14 protein-coding genes are annotated in these 17,093 nt (G+C 68.3%); 6 read left to right on the top strand and 8 right to left on the bottom strand.

Annotated features, from left to right (window positions below; translation table 11 throughout):
* Window positions 1-63: 63 nt before the first annotated feature.
* The 7 genes from Tchar_RS09440 to Tchar_RS09410 form a co-directional block, all read right to left on the bottom strand.
* Entirely contained in the window at window positions 64-792 is a 729-nt protein-coding gene (locus tag Tchar_RS09440) for an ABC transporter ATP-binding protein (protein ID WP_201739341.1), read from the bottom strand.
* A gap of 2 nt (window positions 793-794) precedes the next feature.
* Complete coding sequence (locus tag Tchar_RS09435; protein ID WP_144328808.1) at window positions 795-1,565, bottom strand: ABC transporter ATP-binding protein; 771 nt, start codon at window positions 1,563-1,565, stop codon at window positions 795-797.
* 10 nt (window positions 1,566-1,575) lie between these two features.
* Window positions 1,576-2,676: an ABC transporter permease subunit gene (locus tag Tchar_RS09430; RefSeq protein WP_144328807.1), complete on the bottom strand. Its 1,101-nt coding sequence runs from the start codon at window positions 2,674-2,676 to the stop codon at window positions 1,576-1,578.
* 26 nt (window positions 2,677-2,702) lie between these two features.
* Complete coding sequence (locus Tchar_RS09425; protein WP_144328806.1) at window positions 2,703-3,632, bottom strand: branched-chain amino acid ABC transporter permease; 930 nt, start codon at window positions 3,630-3,632, stop codon at window positions 2,703-2,705.
* A gap of 247 nt (window positions 3,633-3,879) precedes the next feature.
* Window positions 3,880-5,229: a replication-associated recombination protein A gene (locus tag Tchar_RS09420; protein WP_144328805.1), complete on the bottom strand. Its 1,350-nt coding sequence runs from the start codon at window positions 5,227-5,229 to the stop codon at window positions 3,880-3,882.
* Window positions 5,226-5,879 (bottom strand): outer membrane lipoprotein chaperone LolA, encoded by a 654-nt coding sequence (gene lolA / locus Tchar_RS09415; protein WP_144328804.1) that lies wholly within the window; start codon window positions 5,877-5,879, stop codon window positions 5,226-5,228. Before lolA ends, Tchar_RS09420 begins: the two co-directional genes overlap by 4 nt.
* Before the next feature lie 292 nt (window positions 5,880-6,171).
* The gene (locus tag Tchar_RS09410; protein WP_144328803.1) at window positions 6,172-8,652 is read right to left on the bottom strand and encodes a DNA translocase FtsK; all 2,481 of its coding nucleotides are present in this window, start codon (window positions 8,650-8,652) and stop codon (window positions 6,172-6,174) included.
* 77 nt (window positions 8,653-8,729) lie between these two features.
* Here Tchar_RS09410 and trxB point away from each other — a divergent pair, with 77 nt between their 5' ends.
* The 3 genes from trxB to rpmG all read left to right on the top strand — a co-directional run bounded on the left by trxB (window position 8,730) and on the right by rpmG (window position 10,553).
* Window positions 8,730-9,680, top strand: a complete 951-nt coding sequence (gene trxB, locus Tchar_RS09405) for a thioredoxin-disulfide reductase (protein WP_144328802.1) — start codon at window positions 8,730-8,732, stop codon at window positions 9,678-9,680.
* Between the two features lie 446 nt (window positions 9,681-10,126).
* Window positions 10,127-10,360 (top strand): 50S ribosomal protein L28, encoded by a 234-nt coding sequence (rpmB, locus tag Tchar_RS09400; protein WP_144328801.1) that lies wholly within the window; start codon window positions 10,127-10,129, stop codon window positions 10,358-10,360.
* Between the two features lie 22 nt (window positions 10,361-10,382).
* Complete coding sequence (rpmG, locus tag Tchar_RS09395) at window positions 10,383-10,553, top strand: 50S ribosomal protein L33 (protein WP_043698878.1); 171 nt, start codon at window positions 10,383-10,385, stop codon at window positions 10,551-10,553.
* Window positions 10,554-10,668: 115 nt separating this feature from the next.
* Here the strand turns inward: rpmG and Tchar_RS09390 are convergent, their stop codons facing one another.
* On the bottom strand, window positions 10,669-11,895 hold the full coding sequence (locus Tchar_RS09390; RefSeq protein ID WP_144328800.1) for a DesA family fatty acid desaturase: 1,227 nt from the start codon (window positions 11,893-11,895) through the stop codon (window positions 10,669-10,671).
* Between the two features lie 206 nt (window positions 11,896-12,101).
* Between Tchar_RS09390 and Tchar_RS09385 the strand changes: the two genes are divergently transcribed.
* From Tchar_RS09385 to Tchar_RS09375, 3 genes are all read left to right on the top strand, one after another.
* Window positions 12,102-12,833, top strand: a complete 732-nt coding sequence (locus Tchar_RS09385; RefSeq protein WP_144328799.1) for a hypothetical protein — start codon at window positions 12,102-12,104, stop codon at window positions 12,831-12,833.
* Complete coding sequence (locus Tchar_RS09380; RefSeq protein ID WP_144328798.1) at window positions 12,820-14,175, top strand: DNA polymerase Y subunit UmuC family protein; 1,356 nt, start codon at window positions 12,820-12,822, stop codon at window positions 14,173-14,175. The genes Tchar_RS09385 and Tchar_RS09380 overlap by 14 nt, the downstream gene beginning before the upstream one ends.
* Window positions 14,172-17,093: error-prone DNA polymerase (locus Tchar_RS09375; RefSeq protein ID WP_144328797.1), on the top strand; the 2,922-nt coding region annotated here is incomplete at its 3' end. The genes Tchar_RS09380 and Tchar_RS09375, both read left to right, overlap by 4 nt.

Below are 17,093 nucleotides of genomic sequence, written 5' to 3'. Positions count from 1 at the left end.
CCCGCTATTGTAGGTGGCCTGCGTGTGCCGCCGCCCGCGTCGCCGCGGCGGCGCGCGCCCCCATCAGTCCACCGTCGCTTCACCCAGGTAGGCTGCGCGCACCTTCGGGTCGTCCAGCATCGCCGCCGCCTCGCCGGTCATGATGATCTCGCCCGAGTCCATCACATAGCCGCGATTGGCCACCTGCAGCGCGCGGCGGGCGTTTTGCTCCACCAGCAGCACGGTCATACCCTGCGCGTGCACGTCGCGCACCACCTCGAAAATCTTGTCCACCATGATCGGTGACAGCCCCATCGAGGGCTCGTCGAGCAGCAGCAGCTTGGGCCGGCTCATCAGCGCGCGCGCCATCGCCAGCATTTGCTGCTCCCCGCCCGACATGGTGCCGGCGAGCTGGTCACGCCGCTCCTTCAAGCGCGGAAACAGCGCAAACATGCGCTCGATGTCGCGCTCGATTTCGGCCTTGTCGGTGCGCACGTAAGCACCCATGAGCAGGTTTTCGGTGATGGTCATGCGGGTGAAGACGCCGCGCCCCTCCGGCACCATCGCCAGTCCCAGCTTGACCAGATCCCACGATCCCAGACCGCGGATGCTGCGCCCGTCGTAGAGGATGTCGCCCGCTTCGGCCAGCAACATCCCGGTGATGGCCTTCATGGTGGTGGTTTTGCCCGCGCCGTTGGAGCCGATCAGGGTAACGAGTTCGCCTTCGCGCACCTCCAGATCGACGCCCTTGACGGCCTTGATGCCGCCGTAGGACACGCGCAGGCCGCTGACTTTCAACAGGGTGTTTGCCATGATCAGTGTCCTCCGGTGCCCAGGTAGGCCTCGATGACTTTGGGGTTGCGCTGCACCTCGGCAGGGGTGCCTTCGGCGAGCTGCTTGCCGTAGTCGAGCACGGTGACGCGATCGCACAGGCCCATGACGAGCTTGACATCGTGCTCAATGAGCAAAATGGTGCGCCCGTCGCGGCGGATGCGGTCGATGAGCTCGCGCAGCTGCACCTTCTCGGTGGCGTTCATGCCCGCGGCCGGCTCGTCCAGTGCAATCAGCTTGGGATCGGTGGCCAGGGCGCGCGCGATCTCCAGCCGGCGCTGATCGCCGTAGGACAAGGTACGCGCCTTGTAGTCGGCGTACTTGGCAATGCCCACGTACTCCAGCAACGCCATGGCACGCTCGGCGATGGCGCGCTCCTCTTCCTTGAAGGCGCGACTGCGCAGAATGGCTCCGACCAGGCCGACGCGGGTGCGTACGTGGCGCCCGACCATGACGTTTTCCAGCACGGTCATGTCGGCAAACAGCCGGATATTCTGGAACGTGCGCGCGATGCCGGCCTTGGCCACCTCGTGCACCGCGGTGGGGGTGTAGGGTTGCCCCTCCAGTTCGAAGCGACCGCTGTCCGGGGTGTACAGACCGGTCAGCACGTTGAAAAAGGTGGTTTTGCCGGCGCCATTGGGGCCGATCAGGCCATAGACCTGGCCACGCTTGATTTCGATGCCGACGTCGGACAGCGCCTGCAGGCCGCCGAAGCGCTTGGAGACGCCGCTGACTTTCAGGATGGTATCGGTCATGGGAGGCTCCTCACTTGCTCAGCGACTTGCCGTGCTCGGGGGCCGGCCACAGGCCGCGCGGACGCAGCAGCATGACGGCGATCATGGCCAGCGCGATCAGCAGCTGCCGCAGGATCTCGGGCGCCAGCCGCCCGTCGGTGAGGTGGTGCAGCGGACCGGCCAGATGGCGCAGCAGCTCGGGCAGACCGGCCAGCAGCAAGGCACCCAGGATCACCCCGGGAATATGCCCCAGGCCGCCCAGCACCACCATCGCCACGATCATCACCGACTCCATCAGCACGAAGGATTCCGGGTACACCCCGCGCATCAGCGAGGCAAACAGCACCCCGGCGATGCCGCCGAACGTGGCGCTGGAGCCAAACGCCACCAGCTTGAGGTTGCGCGTATTGATCCCCATCGCCTTGGCGGCGATCTCGTCCTCGCGGATCGCCATCCAGGCGCGGCCGATGCGCGAGTCGCCCATGCGGTAGGCGATGACGACGGTCAGCGTCACGAAGATCAGGATCAGGTAGTAGTACAGCGTCACCGACTCGAAGGTGTAGTGCCAGTCGCCGAAAGAGACGGTGAGGCGCTGCGCCATGTCGTGCCCAAAGACCTTGACCGCATCGACCCCCGAGATACCCTTGGGGCCGTTGGTGATGTTGATCGGGCGGTCCAGGTTGAGCATGAAGATGCGCACGATCTCACCGAAGCCGAGCGTGACGATGGCCAGATAGTCGCCGCGCAGCTTCAGCACCGGATAGCCCAGCATCAGCCCGGTGATGCCCGCCAGCAGCGCCGCCAGAAAGATCACGATCCAAAAGCTCAGGTGGATGCCGTTGGGAAACATCGCCGCGATCGCCGGGAAATTGTCGGCCAGATGGCTGGACGCCAACAGACTGTACAAGTAGGCACCAACGGCGAAGAAGGCGATGAAGCCCAGGTCCAGCAGGCCGGCAAAGCCCACCACGATGTTGAGGCCCACGGCCAGCATCACGTACAACAGGGCCACATCGACGATGCGCAGCCACGAGTTGCTGCCGGTGGCCTGCAGCAGCAGCGGCAGCACCAGCAACCCCAGCGCCGACAGCGCGAAGACAATCAGTTTCGAAGATTGGGAAGCGGGTTTCATGACGGTTCTCCTGCGCGGCGCTGGCGTCAGGCGCGGTCGGCCACGCGCTCGCCCAACAAGCCCGAGGGCCGCAGCGTCAGCACGATCGCCAACACGATGAACGCGAAAATATCGGAGTACTGGCTGCCCAGAAAGCCGCCGGTCAGCGGCCCCAGGTAGCCAGCGCCCAGCGATTCGATGAGCCCCAGCGCAATGCCTCCTACCACTGCCCCGGCCAGGTTGCCGATGCCGCCGAATACCGCCGCCACGAAGGCCTTGAGCCCCGGCATGAAGCCCATCGAGTGCTGCACGGTGCCGTAGTTGGACGCCCACATGATGCCGGCGATCGCCGCCAGCATGGCGCCGATGACGAAGGTCGCCGAGATCACCACGTCGGGCTTGACGCCCATGAGACCGGCCACGCGCGGGTTTTCCGCGGTGGCCCGCATCGCCCGCCCCAGGTTGGTGCGGTTGACCAAAAACATCAGGCCCGCCAGCACGACGGCGGTGGTGGCCAGGATCGCCACCTGGGTCGGCGAAATGACCGCGCCGCCGAGTTGGAACGGCTCGCTGGGCAGCAGGGTGGGATAGGGTTTGGGCGCCGGCTTCCAGATGATCAGCGCCAGCGTCTGCAACAAAATGCTCATGCCGATGGCGGTGATCAGCGGTGCCAGCCGCGGCGAATGGCGCAGCGGCCGGTAGGCGAGTTTTTCGATGGTGTAGTTGAGCACCGCGCACACCAGCATCGACACCAGCGTCACCAGGATCAGCAGCGCCCAGCCCGGCATGTCGGGCGAGGCCGCGCGGATCTGCGTGATCAGCATCCAGCTGGTCATCGCGCCGACCATCAACACATCGCCGTGGGCGAAGTTGATCAGCCCGATGATGCCGTACACCATGGTGTAGCCAAGCGCCACCAAGGCATACATGCTGCCCAGCACCAGACCGTTGATGATCTGCTGTAGCAAGACATCCATGAACAATCTCCGTTGTGAGGATCGCCAACCTGGCGGCTGCTGGCCAGCAGGCTAGCAAAAAACCCGCCGGCGCCGGCCTGGTAGGGCCATGGGGGCGGGTTCGAGAGTGCGCGGATTGTAGCCAAGCGGCTTGGGCACGGCCGTCCGTGTTTGCCCTAGGCCCACCGCGCAAACCTAGGGAAAACCCTGCAAAATCCGCGCCGCGCGACGGTGGAACGGCAGTTATATCAATCGAACTGCCCTTTCATTAGGACGACTTATCGGCTTGCGGGCGCCGGCGCTGCTGCGTGGCGGCGGCGTGGCGCTGGCGCCATTCGGCCAGTTTTTCGCCGATGCGGATTTCCAGCCCACGCGGCACCGGCTCATAAAAGCGCGGCGGTACCACCTCGTCCGGGAAATAGCATTCCCCGGCGGCGAAGGCATCCGGCTCGTCGTGTGCATAGCGATAGCCGGCTCCGTAGCCCAACTCGCGCATCAGGCGCGTGGGGGCATTGCGCAGGTGCAGTGGCACCGCACGCGTGCCGTCGCGCGCCACGAAGGTGCGTGCGGCCTGATACGCACGGTAGACGGCGTTGCTCTTGGCGGCGACGGCCAGATACACCACCGCTTGCGCCAATGCCAGCTCGCCCTCGGGGCTACCCAGGCGTTCGTAGGCCTCGGCGGCATCCAGCGTCAGGCGCAAAGCGCGCGGGTCGGCCAGACCGATATCTTCGCTGGCCATACGGATGAGGCGGCGCGCGATGTAGCGCGGGTCGGCGCCGCCGTCGAGCATGCGCACGAACCAGTACAGCGCCGCGTCGGGGTCAGAGCCACGCACCGATTTGTGCAGAGCGCTGATGGTGTCGTAGAACTGCTCGCCGCCTTTGTCGTAGCGGCGCAAGCGCTCGCCCAGGGTTTGCAGCAGCCAGGTGTCGTCGATGGTATCGCGTCCCTGGGCACGCGCCGTCACGGCCACCGTCTCCAGGGTGTTGAGCAGGCGGCGCGCGTCACCGTCGGCATACGCCACCAAGCGCTGGCGCGCGTCGGGCTGCAGAGCCGGCAGCTCACCGCTGGCCAGCGCACGCTCGATCAGGATCTGCAAGTCGGCCTCTCCCAGCGGCTGCAGCACATAGACGGTGGCACGTGACAGCAGCGCGGCGTTGACTTCGAAGCTGGGGTTTTCGGTGGTGGCGCCGACGAAGGTGAACAGACCGCTTTCCACATGCGGCAAAAAGGCATCTTGCTGGGCCTTGTTGAAGCGGTGCACCTCATCGACGAACACGAGAGTCGGCTGCGGGTGCAGCCCTTGCCGGGCGGCTTCGGCGCGCGCCACCGCCTCGCGAATGTCTTTCACGCCCCCCAGCACCGCGCTGATGGCGATGAACTGGGCATCGAAGGCCTGCGCCATCAGGCGCGCCAGGGTCGTCTTGCCCACCCCCGGCGGCCCCCACAGAATGCAGGAGTGCGGACGGCCGGACTCGAACGCCAGCCGCAGCGGCATACCCGGGCCGAGCAGATGCCCTTGGCCGACCACCTCATGCAGCGCGCGTGGCCGCAGCCGCTCGGCCAAGGGCACGTGCAGAGCGGCTGCGGGGTGGGCACCAGCAGCGGGGTTCACGGGCGCAACACCTCCGCCCCGGGCGGGGGGCTGAAGCGAAAATCGGCCGCGCTCAAGTGGCTGGTGCGTTGCAGCGGTCCGAAGCGCAGCAGCGAGATCTGCCCAAAGCCGTCCCGTATCTCCAGCGCGCGCAGCTCCGCCTGCTCGAACCCGATGCGCACCTGCTGCACCTGGGTGTCGCGCGCGCGCGGGGTCAGCTCCACCCACAGCAGGCCGTCGCGCGGCTGTCCCTCGCGCAATTCGAATGCTTCGCGCACGGCGCGCAAGTCGGCTGCTGCGGCCAGCGCCGACGCCGGCGTCTGCGCCAGCGCCGCGGCCTGGGCGCGCGCCGTCACTTGGTTCAAGTCGGGGTCGTACAGCCACAGCGTCTGGCCATCGGCCACGATGAGCTGCTCGAAAGGGTGGGTATAGTGGAAGCGAAAGCGATCCGGGCGCAAAAAGATAAATTCACCTCGGCTGCTGCGCGTGCGCCGCGTTGCCTCCCCGCTGCGCGCCGGGGCGCTGACGGTCTGGGTGAAGGTGGCGCGCCCTTGCTGCACCTGCGCCAAAAACAGCTCCAAGGACTGCAGCCCATCGGACTGCGCGGCAGCGATCCAGGGCCAGCCCGTGCAGGCGGCGCTCAGGGCAATGACAGCAGTGCGACGTTGCATGTGATTACGATCGAACGAACGGGGCCAGAACGTCGCCGCCCTGAACCTGGATAGGGGAAGCGGCGCCCGGCCCCGATGTTGGAGGGTTGGCACACGGATGCGGTTCCTGCCGGCCAGCCGACCGGGCGCGGCCCCGTGGGTCGAGCGGCGCCCACGGATGGTGACACGGGTTCCGAATGCCCGGTCCGCGCGTGCTGCCGGGTGGCACGGGGGCGCAGCGGCACCGCACAGACAGCGCACCGGGAGCGCGCTGGGGGCGCCTGTGGTGAAGACGGCACACCGGGGAACACACTCACTCCGGGCGGCTGCCCACCAGAATGTCGCGCTGGCCGCTGGCGGTCAGCGCGCTGACCAGTCCCGCCTTTTCCATGTCTTCCAGCAGGCGGGCCGCGCGGTTGTAGCCGATTTTGAGCTTGCGCTGCACATAGCTGATGCTGGCCTTGCGGTCTTGCAGCACGATGGCCACGGCCTGGTCGTACAGCGGATCTTTCTCGCCGCCCTCGCCGGCACCGCCGTCCAGCGCCGCGTCCAACCCCTCGCCGGCGGGCGACTCCAGCACGTCGTCCAGGTAATCGGGCTCGCCATAGCGCTCTTTCAAAAATGCCACCACGCGGTGCACCTCGTCATCGCTGACGAAGGCACCGTGCACGCGCGTCGGCAAACCCGTTCCGGCCGGCAGGTAGAGCATGTCGCCCATGCCCAGCAGCGCCTCGGCCCCCATCTGGTCGAGGATGGTGCGGCTGTCGATGCGGCTGCTGACCTGAAAGCTGATCCGGGTCGGAATATTGGCCTTGATCAAGCCGGTGATGACGTCCACGCTGGGGCGTTGCGTAGCCAAAATGAGGTGGATGCCCGCCGCTCGCGCTTTTTGCGCCAGGCGCGCGATGAGCTCCTCGATCTTTTTGCCCACCACCATCATCAGGTCGGCCAGCTCGTCGATGACGACGACGATATAGGGCAGACGCTGCAGCGGCTCGGGCGCCTCCGGCGTCAAACTGAACGGATTGGGCAGCGACTCGCCGCGCGCGGCGGCCTCGTCGATCTTGGCGTTGTAGCCGGCCAGGTTGCGCACCCCCACCTTGCTCATCAGGCGGTAGCGCTTTTCCATTTCGGCCACGCACCAGCTCAGGCCATTGGCGGCCTGCTTCATGTCGGTGACCACCGGCGCGATCAGGTGCGGAATGCCTTCATAGACGCTGAGCTCCAGCATCTTGGGGTCGATCAGTAGCAGCCGCACATCCTTGGGCTCGGCCTTGTAGAGCAGGCTCAAAATCATCGCGTTGATGCCCACCGACTTGCCCGAACCGGTGGTGCCCGCCACCAACAGGTGCGGCATCTTGGCCAAATCGGCCACCACCGGGTGGCCGGCGATATCCTTGCCCAGCCCCAGGGTCAGCAGGCTCTTGGCGTCATGGTAGACCTGCGAGCCCAAAATCTCGCTGAGCTGGATGGTCTGGCGGCGCGCATTGGGCAGCTCCAGCGCCATCAGGCTCTTGCCAGGGATGGTTTCGATGACACGAATCGACACCAGCGACAGCGAGCGCGCCAAGTCCTTGGCCAGATTGACGATCTGCGATCCCTTGACGCCGGTGGCCGGCTCGATTTCGTAGCGCGTGATGACGGGGCCCGGCTGCGCGGCCACCACCTGCACCTCGACGCCGAAGTCGGCCAGTTTTTTCTCGATCAGCCGGCTGGTCATCTCCAGCGTTTCCGGCGAGACGGTGGCCTGCTGACGCGCGGGCGGATCGAGCAGATCCAAGCGCGGCAGCGGCGACTCGCCCTCGGCAAACAGCGCTTGCTGGCGCTCCTTGGCCACGCGCTCGCTCGGCGCCACCTCCGCCACCGTCGCCGCGATGTGCAGTCTGGCGCCCGCGCGCGCCGAGCCCCCCACGTCGCTAGCGACAGCGGTATCGGTGGACTGCGCCGGAGAGCGGGTGGACGGCTCGGCGGTATGGTCCGCCGGATCGGCGGCATCGCGCGCCGCTGGCGGCACCGTCGCATCCAACGTCGGCTCACGGGGTGTGGCCGCCGAACGCGGCTGCGCTTCGGCACGGCTGCGCTCGCGCGCCGCGCGTTGTCCGATACGCACGTCCTCCTCGACCTCGCGGCGCTGGCGCCAGCGCTCGACGGCGCGCTCGATCGCCGCCCCCAGTTGCTCGGCCACCTGCGTCCAAGAAAAGCGCAGCGCTCCTGCCAGCGACACCGCCAGCCCCCCGAGCAGCACCAACACCGAGCCGGTCTCGCCCAACCAGCGCAGCGTCCACGGGCCGACCCATGCGCCCAGCACGCCGCCGGCGGTGTGTCCGGGCAGCCAGGTGTCCCAGCGCGTCAGCCGACTCCACTCCAATGCCGTGCTGGTCAGCAGCAGACCCAGCACCGCGGCGGCGCGCAGCGCCGCGCGCCACGCCGGCGCCTGCCACCAGCGCCGCGGCCCGGCGGCGGACATCGCCAAACTTTCAGGGCGCAGCCAGCGCGCCAGACCGCCCAGCCAGGCGCGCGCGCCCACCAGCACCAACCACCAAACGGAGGCACCCAACAGCACATACCCGAGGTCGGCCACCCAAGCCCCCAGCCGCCCGCCCCAGTTGCGGTACCCCACCCCGGTGCCGGACGTGGACCAGGCAGGATCGGCCGGGTCGTGACTCCACAGCGCCAACGCCGCAAAACCCAGCAGCGCCGCACCCAACAGCAACACCGCTTCTTGGGCAAAACGGCGCCACCCGCGCCCTGGGGGGGCGGGATCGCGCTGGCTGGCGTGGACGGGTCGGCTCATGGGCGTTTGCGGCTTCCAATGCGTGGCAATCCTAAAGCTTAACCCGAGCACCGGCCGCCCCTCTTACAATGTGCCCCATGAGCCTGCACGCCCGCGTCCTGATCTTGGGTTCCGGCCCCGCCGGATACACCGCCGCCATTTACGCTGCCCGCGCCAACCTCAAACCCGTGCTCATCACCGGGCTGGCGCAAGGCGGCCAGTTGATGACCACCACCGATGTCGACAACTGGCCCGGCGACGTGCACGGCGTGCAAGGGCCGGAGCTGATGCAGCGCCTGCAGCAACACGCCGAGCGCTTTGCCACGCAAATCATCTTCGACCACATCCACACCGCCGACTTGTCGCGGCGCCCCTTCACGCTCACGGGCGACAGCGGCACGTACACGTGTGATGCGCTCATCATCGCCACCGGCGCCTCCGCCAAATACCTGGGGCTGCCATCCGAGCAGGCCTTCATGGGCAAGGGCGTCAGCGCCTGCGCTACCTGCGACGGCTTTTTCTACCGCGGGCAGGACGTGTGCGTGATAGGCGGCGGCAATACCGCCGTCGAAGAGGCGCTGTATCTGGCCAACATCGCGCGCAAAGTCACGCTGGTGCACCGTCGCGACACCTTCCGCGCCGAGGCCATCATGGTCGACAAGCTGATGGATAAGGTCCGTGAAGGCAAAATCGAGCTCAAGCTGTGGTACGTACTCGACGAGGTGCTGGGCGACGACAAGGGTGTCACAGGCATCCGTATCAAGAACGTGCAAACCGGCGACACCCAAGAAATCGCCCTGCAGGGCGTCTTCATCGCCATCGGTCACAGCCCCAATACCGACCTCTTCAAAGGCCAGCTGGCGATGAAGGACGGCTATCTGGTCACCCGTGCCGGGCAAGACGGCTTTGCCACCATGACCAGCGTGCCCGGGGTGTTTGCCGCCGGCGACGTGCAAGATCACATCTACCGCCAAGCGATCACCAGCGCCGGTACGGGCTGTATGGCAGCGCTGGATGCGCAGCGTTTTCTGGAACAAAACGCCGGCTGAGGATAACAGGCGAAACGCCAGGCTGAGGGCATACACCGCGCGCAAAGGACGCCGCGCGCGAAGGGCCCCTGGTTTTCGAGGCCGCCAGGCCGGCGCTGGCTACGAGCGCCTGGTGCCGATACAGCGCACGGCAGCCCCCGCAGCGGTCAACAGCGCGATCGGCGCCCGCTTCGGTTTGGGGCAGGCGAGCGTCGCGCAGAAGGCGCTATGCTAAAATTTTGGGTTCACCGTTTGTCTATCCGATTGCCTAGACGGCACGGGATATTTCAAGCGGTGTGTCGGCCGTTCGCGAGCCGGAACCGTCCACACGCCGTGTTCATTGCAGCAGCCCCGCTGCCCAGCGATTTGGCACTCCACGTGTGGCAGGCGGCACAACACAGGACGCGAACGAGGTGCGGCTCTGGCCTGGCCGGAGCTGCGTTATTTTTTGATGGAGTGACCACGACATGGCACGTGTGTGCGAAGTCACGGGCAAAAAGCCCATGGTGGGACATAACGTTTCCCACGCCAACAACAAAACCAAGCGTCGTTTCCTGCCGAACCTGCAAACCCGCCGTTTCTGGGTGGAGAGCGAGAAGCGCTGGGTGCGTCTGCGCGTCTCGGGCGCGGCGCTGCGCCTCATTGACAAGGTCGGCATCGAAGCCGTGCTCGCCGATCTGCGTGCCCGCGGTCAGGCTTGATCCCTTCTGAAAGGAGTCCCTCATGGCTGCCAAAGGCGGACGCGAAAAAATCAAGCTGGAGTCGACCGCAGGAACCGGTCACTTCTACACCACCACCAAGAACAAAAAGACGACGCCCGACAAGCTGTCGTTCATGAAGTACGACCCGGTGGCGCGCAAACACGTCGAGTACAAGGAAACCAAGCTCAAGTGAGCTCGTGGGTGCCGGTCGCGCCGCGATCGGCACCGTCGGCCACCACACAAAAAAACCCGCCAGCGCTTGAGTACTGGCGGTTTTTTTCTTTGCAGGGCGCCGCTGCGCCCTGCTTTCACCCGGCTGCGCCGACCAGACGCACCGCGCGCAGGCGCTGCGCGAATGCACTCAGGGCCTCGACGCCGCTGTGCTCGGCGCGCTGGATCCAGGCTTGCAGTTCGCGCGCCATTTGCTCGCGCGTCAAGGCCGTGTTCGACCACAGCTGCCGCAGCTCGGCGCGCATCGCGTGCATCTTGGCCAGGTTGGGCGATGCTTCCAGCAGGCGCTGCAACTGGCTGCGCACCCCGGCCGGGAGTTTGTCGTCGTCGCGATGCAGCCAGCGCCGTGCCTGCCGCAGCAGCGACTCGTCGCCCACCCGGGCACGCAAGGCGTCCCAGTCGGCTTTCAGGGCCGCCCGCATCTCGCGCGCATAACGCGCCATCAATTCGTAGCGGTTGGCAATCACCGCCTCCAGCGTCTGCTCATCGGGCACCGGCTTGGCATCCCCAAAAGCCAGCTTGGGCGGCACCTTCTTGGGCTGCGCCAGCCCCAGCGCGGCCAAGGCGCGGATATACACCCAGCCCAGATCGAATTCGTAGGGCTTGACCGAGAATTTGGCCGATGTCGGGTAGGTGTGGTGGTTGTTGTGCAGCTCCTCGCCTCCGATGATCACGCCCCAGGGCGAGACATTGGTGCTGGCGTCGGGCGACTCGAAATTGCGGTATCCCCAGTAATGGCCGATACCATTGATGACACCCGCGGCCCAGAACGGAATCCAGACCATCTGCACCGCCCATACCGCCAGCCCGGCGGCGCCAAACAACAGCACGTCGGCGATCAGCATCAGGCTGACACCCAGACGTGAATGACGGCTGTAGAGGTGGCGCTCGATCCAGTCATCGGGCGTACCGTGGCCGTAGCGGCGCAGGGTCTCGGCGTTCTTGGCCTCGGCCCGATAGAGCTCGGCGCCTTCCCAAAAAACCTTGCGGATGCCAAACACCTGCGGGCTGTGCGGGTCGCCCTCCTGCTCGCACTTGGCGTGGTGCTTGCGGTGAATGGCGGCCCACTCCTTGGTCACCATGCCGGTGGTCAGCCACAACCAGAAGCGGAAGCAATGCGCCACCGCCGGGTGCAAATCGAGCGCGCGGTGCGCCTGATGGCGGTGCAAATACAGCGTGACGCTGACGATGGTGATGTGTGTCACCACCAAGGTGAACAGAACGATCTGCCACCACGAGGCTGCGCTCAGCCCCTGAGCCAGGAAGTCGATGATCCGCTCCCCGCCCGTTTCCCAATCCAACATGCCGATCCTTTACAAACTCACGTGAAATGCCGCCGGGCCGAAGACACACCGCAGCGGCGCGGCGGCTTTTGTCTGCACAGCGACAACGCCCATTGTAGAACCTGTGCCGCCACTGCGCCATCCCCGTCCATACCCGCCAAGGCCCCGCTGGGCGCACGGGCGCAACCGCTGAGCGGACAATACTGTTTTTTTGTACAGTATTGGACATGGCATCGGCCGAAGCATTGCACCCCGACGTCTGGCGCGCCGACCAGTTGGCCGCGCCTCCCACCCCCTGCGTGCCCACCGGATGGGCCGCGCTGGACGCCGTCTTGCCCGGCGGCGGTTGGCCATTGGGTGCGCTCATCGAACTGGCCGTGGCCGCAAGGCAGCTGCCCTGGCGGCTGGTACAGCCAGCGTTGCGCACCGGCACCCAGCAGGGTTTGCTGGTCTTGATCGACCTGCCGCTACAGCCCCAGCTGCCCGTGTGGGCCGCGCAGGGAGTCGATGTGAGCCACGTGCTGCGCCTGCAGCCGCGCAACACAGGCGAGGCCGTCTGGGCGACGGAACAAACCCTGCAGTGTCCGCAAGTGAGCGTGTGCTGGCTGCACTTGGCGCAGCCCAGCGCCGCAGCGCTGCGCCGCTTGCAGGCCGCCGCCGCCCGAGCACGGCGTGACGCCACCCGGCCTGGCGCTTGGCCAGCGCCACTGGTGTTGTGCAGCGTACCCGCCCCGGCGGCGCCAGCGGCCAGTGCAGCGCCGCTGCGCTTGCACACCGACGCCGGCACGGACACGGGGCTGACGGTGTGGGTGCGCAAGCGGCGTGGCCCACCGCTGTCTGCCCCGGTGTGGATCGACGCCCCGCAACCCTGGGCGGCGTGGCTGCCCGCCACCGTCGTGCCGCTGCACCGGGCAATGGCATGCACACCGCGACGGAGGACGCACCATGAATGCCGATGATGCGACTGCCATGGCGCAGGCTCGGCCGGCTCCTGAGCCGACACCCGCAGCGTCCACGGCGACCCCGTCGGCCACCAGCACCGGCGCGCTGTGGGTTGCCTGCCTGCCCAGCCGCACCGATGCCGCGCCCAGCCCCGCCTGGCTGGCCCGCTTTGCCCCGCAGCCACAGCGCTGGCAAGAAGGGTGGGTGCTGTCGGTGGGCGCCAGCGTGCGCCTGTTCGGCGGCCGCGCTGGCTTGCTGCGCCAGCTGTGGCAGGCGGCACGCCGCCACGGTTGGCAACGCCTGGGGGCAGCCCCGACTGCGCTGGCCGCGCTGGTGCTGGCGCGCAGCACGCCGGCCCACGGCGGTCTGCGCCACGCCCTGGGGCCGGCGTGGCCCGCTGCGTTGGATGCCTACCCCATCGAGCTGCTCGACGCGACTCGCACCTCCACTGTGCAAGCGCTGTACGCCGCTGGCCTGCACACCTTGGGCGACCTGCGCCGCTGTCCGCGCGCGGCATTGGCCGCGCGCGTCGAGGCCGATTGGTTGCAACGGCTCGATGCCCTGTGGGGCCATGCCCCGCTACCCGCCCGCCCCTGGGCACCAGAGCCGACCTTCGACACCACTGTCGATCTGCCGGCACCGGTGACGGACGCCAGCGCCATCGCCTTCGCCGCCCAACGGCTGCTCGGCCAACTGGGTGCCTGGTTGCGCCGACAGCAACGCGGCGTGCTGCACTGGCGGCTGGCATGGTCCGCGACGGCGGGACTGGACATGCACCATCGCCAGCCGATGCAGGATGGGGCGCTGCTGCGGCGCTTGCTGCACGAACGCCTAGCCCGGATACGGCTGCCGGCACCGGTACAGACCCTGCGCCTGCACACCCAGCAGACGGTGCCGTGGACGCCGCCGGTGGCCTCGCTGCTGCCGGGTGCAGCACCCGACGGTGCGCTCGACAGCGCCGCGCTGCTGGAGCGCCTGTGCGCCCGGCTGGGCGCCGAGCGGGTGCAGTATGGCCAGCTGCAAGCCCACTGGGACCCGGAGCGCCGTCAACGCTGGACATCGACGCCGGCGGCACGGTCGGCTTGCCCCCCTGAGCTGTGCGCCGTCGCTCTGTGGGAGCCAGCGTGGCGGCTGCCGACGGCGCAGCCGCTGCGGCAGGATGCGCAGGGCCAGCCCTTGCTGGACGGCCAGCCGCTGCGCTGTGTGCTGGGTCCCCAGCGCATCGCTACCGGCTGGTGGGACCATCCGGTGCAGTGGCAGCGCTGCATCGCGCGCACGCCCGATGGACGGCTGTGGGCCCTGCAGCGCGACACGGCTGCTGGATCCGGCGGCTGGTCGTTGGTCGGGGTGTACGCATGAGCGCGCCACGCAGCGCGCAGTCCGTGCCGGCCGCCCTGTGGGTGTGCAGTCACTACAGCTTCTTGCAAGCAGCCAGCAGCCCGGCCGAACTGGTGCAGCAAGCGCATACGCTGGGCTTGCGTGCGCTGGCGCTGACCGACGCCAACACCCTGGGCGGGGTGGTGCAAGCCCATCAGGCCGCACAGGCCTGTGGCCTGCCGCTGCTCGTGGGCAGCCACTGGCGACTGCGCGCCGCAGCGCTGCCGGGTGGCGGCTTCACCCTGGTGGCCTGGGCGGCCACGCGCAGCGGCTACGCGGCCATCAGCGCCTGGATCAGCGCCCTGCGGCGGCGCGTGCGCCCCTTGCCCGCGCCGCCTGCCGACCCCGAACGTTTGCCGCTGCACGCCGACGCCAGCGAGGTACCGCCCCTGCCCGGCTGCCTGCTGATGGCCGTGCCCTGGGCTTGGGCGCTGCCGCTGGCCGACCCCGCGCGCTGGCAGCAAGCCTTGGCGTGGCTGACCGCTTGGCTGCGCGAGCACGCCGACGGCCGCGCCTGGCTGGGCGTGAGCGCCGATGGCGACTGGGGTGACGCCATCTGGCAACGTCTGCTGTGCGAGGCGGCCCGGCGCGGCGGCGTGCCCGCCGTGGCCGCGCCGCAGGTGCGCCTGCACACGCGTGCGGCACAGCCCCTGCTGGACGTGATGACCGCCATCCGCCTGCAGCGCCCGCTGTCCGCCTGTGGGCTGGCCCTGAGCCGCCACGGCGAAGCCCACCTGTGGCCGCCGGCGCGCTGGGCCCGCCGTTTTGCCCCCGCGCTGCTGCGCGAAACCCAACACATCGCCGCGCGCTGCACGTTCCGGCTCGACAGCCTGCGCTACGAATATCCGCGCGAAATCGTGCCCGCCGGCCTGACCCCCAGCGCCTACCTGCACCGACTGGTGCAGGCCGGCGCCACGCAGCGCTACCCCCAGGGGGTGCCCGCCAGCGTGCAGGCGCAACTGGCGCACGAACTGGCGCTGATCGCCGAGCTGCGCTACGAACCCTATTTCCTCACCGTCTATGACATCGTGCGCTTTGCGCGCGAGCGCGGCATCCTCTGCCAGGGACGCGGCTCGGCAGCCAACTCGGCCGTCTGCTACTGCCTCGGCATCACCGAGGTGGACCCCGCCCAGCACGCGTTGCTGTTCGAGCGCTTCATCAGCCGCGCGCGCGCCGAACCCCCGGACATCGACGTCGATTTCGAACACCACCGGCGCGAAGAGGTCATTCAATATCTGTATGCCAAATACGGGCGCGAGCGCGCCGCACTGGCCGCCAGCCTGATCCGCTGGCGCGGCCCCAGCGCCGTACGCGACGTGGGCAAAGCGCTGGGCTTCGCGCCGGCGGCGGTGCAAGCCCTGGCACGGCAGTGCCGGCATCGCGACCCGGCCGACCTCAGCGATGAGGACGTACGCGCCGCCGGCCTCGACCCCACGGCGGCAGCCGTGCAGCACTGGCGCACGTGGGCGCAGGCGCTGGTGGGCGCGCCGCGCCACCGCTCGCAGCATACCGGCGGCTTCGTGTTGACGCGTGGGCCGCTAACCCACACCGTGCCCATCGTGCCAGCGGCCATGCCAGGGCGCACCGTCATCGAGTGGGACAAGGACGACATCGACGCCTTGGGCTTGCTGAAGGTGGATGTGCTGGCGCTGGGCATGCTGAGCGCCTTGCACCACGCACTGACCCTGGCCAGCCGACGACGGGGGCATACGCTGACACTGGCCGACATACCGCGCGACGACCCCGCCACCTTCGCCATGATCCAGCGTGCCGACACCGTGGGCGTCTTCCAAATCGAAAGCCGCGCCCAGATGAGCATGCTGCCGCGCCTGCAGCCGCGCTGTTTCTACGACTTGGTGGTGCAGTTGGCCATCGTGCGCCCGGGCCCCATCCAAGGCGGCATGGTGCACCCCTATCTGGCCGCGCGGCAGCGGGTGCAGCGCGGCGACCCCATCGCCCTGCCGCGGCCCGAGCTGGCTGCAGCCCTGCAACGCACGCTGGGGGTCCCGATCTTTCAGGAACAGGTGATGCAAATCGCGATGCTGGCGGCCGGCTTCAGCGCCGAAGAGGCCGACGCCCTGCGCCGCAGCATGGGCGCCTGGCGCCGCCACGGCGAGCTCGAGCGCTTCGAGCAGCGGCTGCTGCACGGCATGGCCGAGCGTGGCTACGACCCGGCGTTCGCCCAGGCCATCGTGCGCCAGATTCGCGGCTTTGGCAGCTACGGCTTTCCGGAAAGCCACGCCGCCAGTTTTGCGCTGCTGGCCTACGCCAGCGCCTGGCTGAAATGCCATGAGCCCGAGGCGTTTCTGGCCGGTCTGCTCAACGCCCAGCCGATGGGTTTTTACGCGCCGGCGCAATTGGTTCAGGATGCGCGCCGCCATGGTGTGGTGGTGCGGCCACCCGATGTGTGCTGCAGCGACTGGGACTGCACCCTCGAACCGTTGGGAACGGCAGACGATGGCTTGGTCAACGCACGCGATGGCGCCTGCGGCGGTCCGTCGCAGGCGTGGCACGCCATGACCCACGATACGCCGCCGGCCGCACCCGCTGCGCCGGGCGACGCAAACCGGGGCTTGAGCGCCAGCGATGCGCCGGGTGCGACGCCGCCCCAGCGTCCGGCGGTACGGCTGGGGCTGCGACTGGTGTGCGGGCTGGGCGAAGCGACGGCCCGGCGTATCGTGGCGGCCCGGCAACAGCGCCCCTTTGCCGACCTGGACGACTTGGCGCAGCGCGCGCGGCTGGACCGCGCCGCCCTGCAGGCGCTGGCCCAGGCCGACGCTTTGCGCACGCTGGCGGGCCACCGGCGCGCGCAGTGGTGGCAGGTCAGCGCCTGGCGCCCGCCAACGGCCTTGCAGCAGGCGCTCGCCCCGCCCTGCACCACCCCGCCCAGCGCCCAGCCC

It is taken from the genome of Tepidimonas charontis (genome assembly GCF_007556685.1).
Taxonomy (GTDB): domain Bacteria; phylum Pseudomonadota; class Gammaproteobacteria; order Burkholderiales; family Burkholderiaceae_C; genus Tepidimonas; species Tepidimonas charontis.
This window is presented reverse-complemented; position numbering and strand designations above follow the sequence as displayed.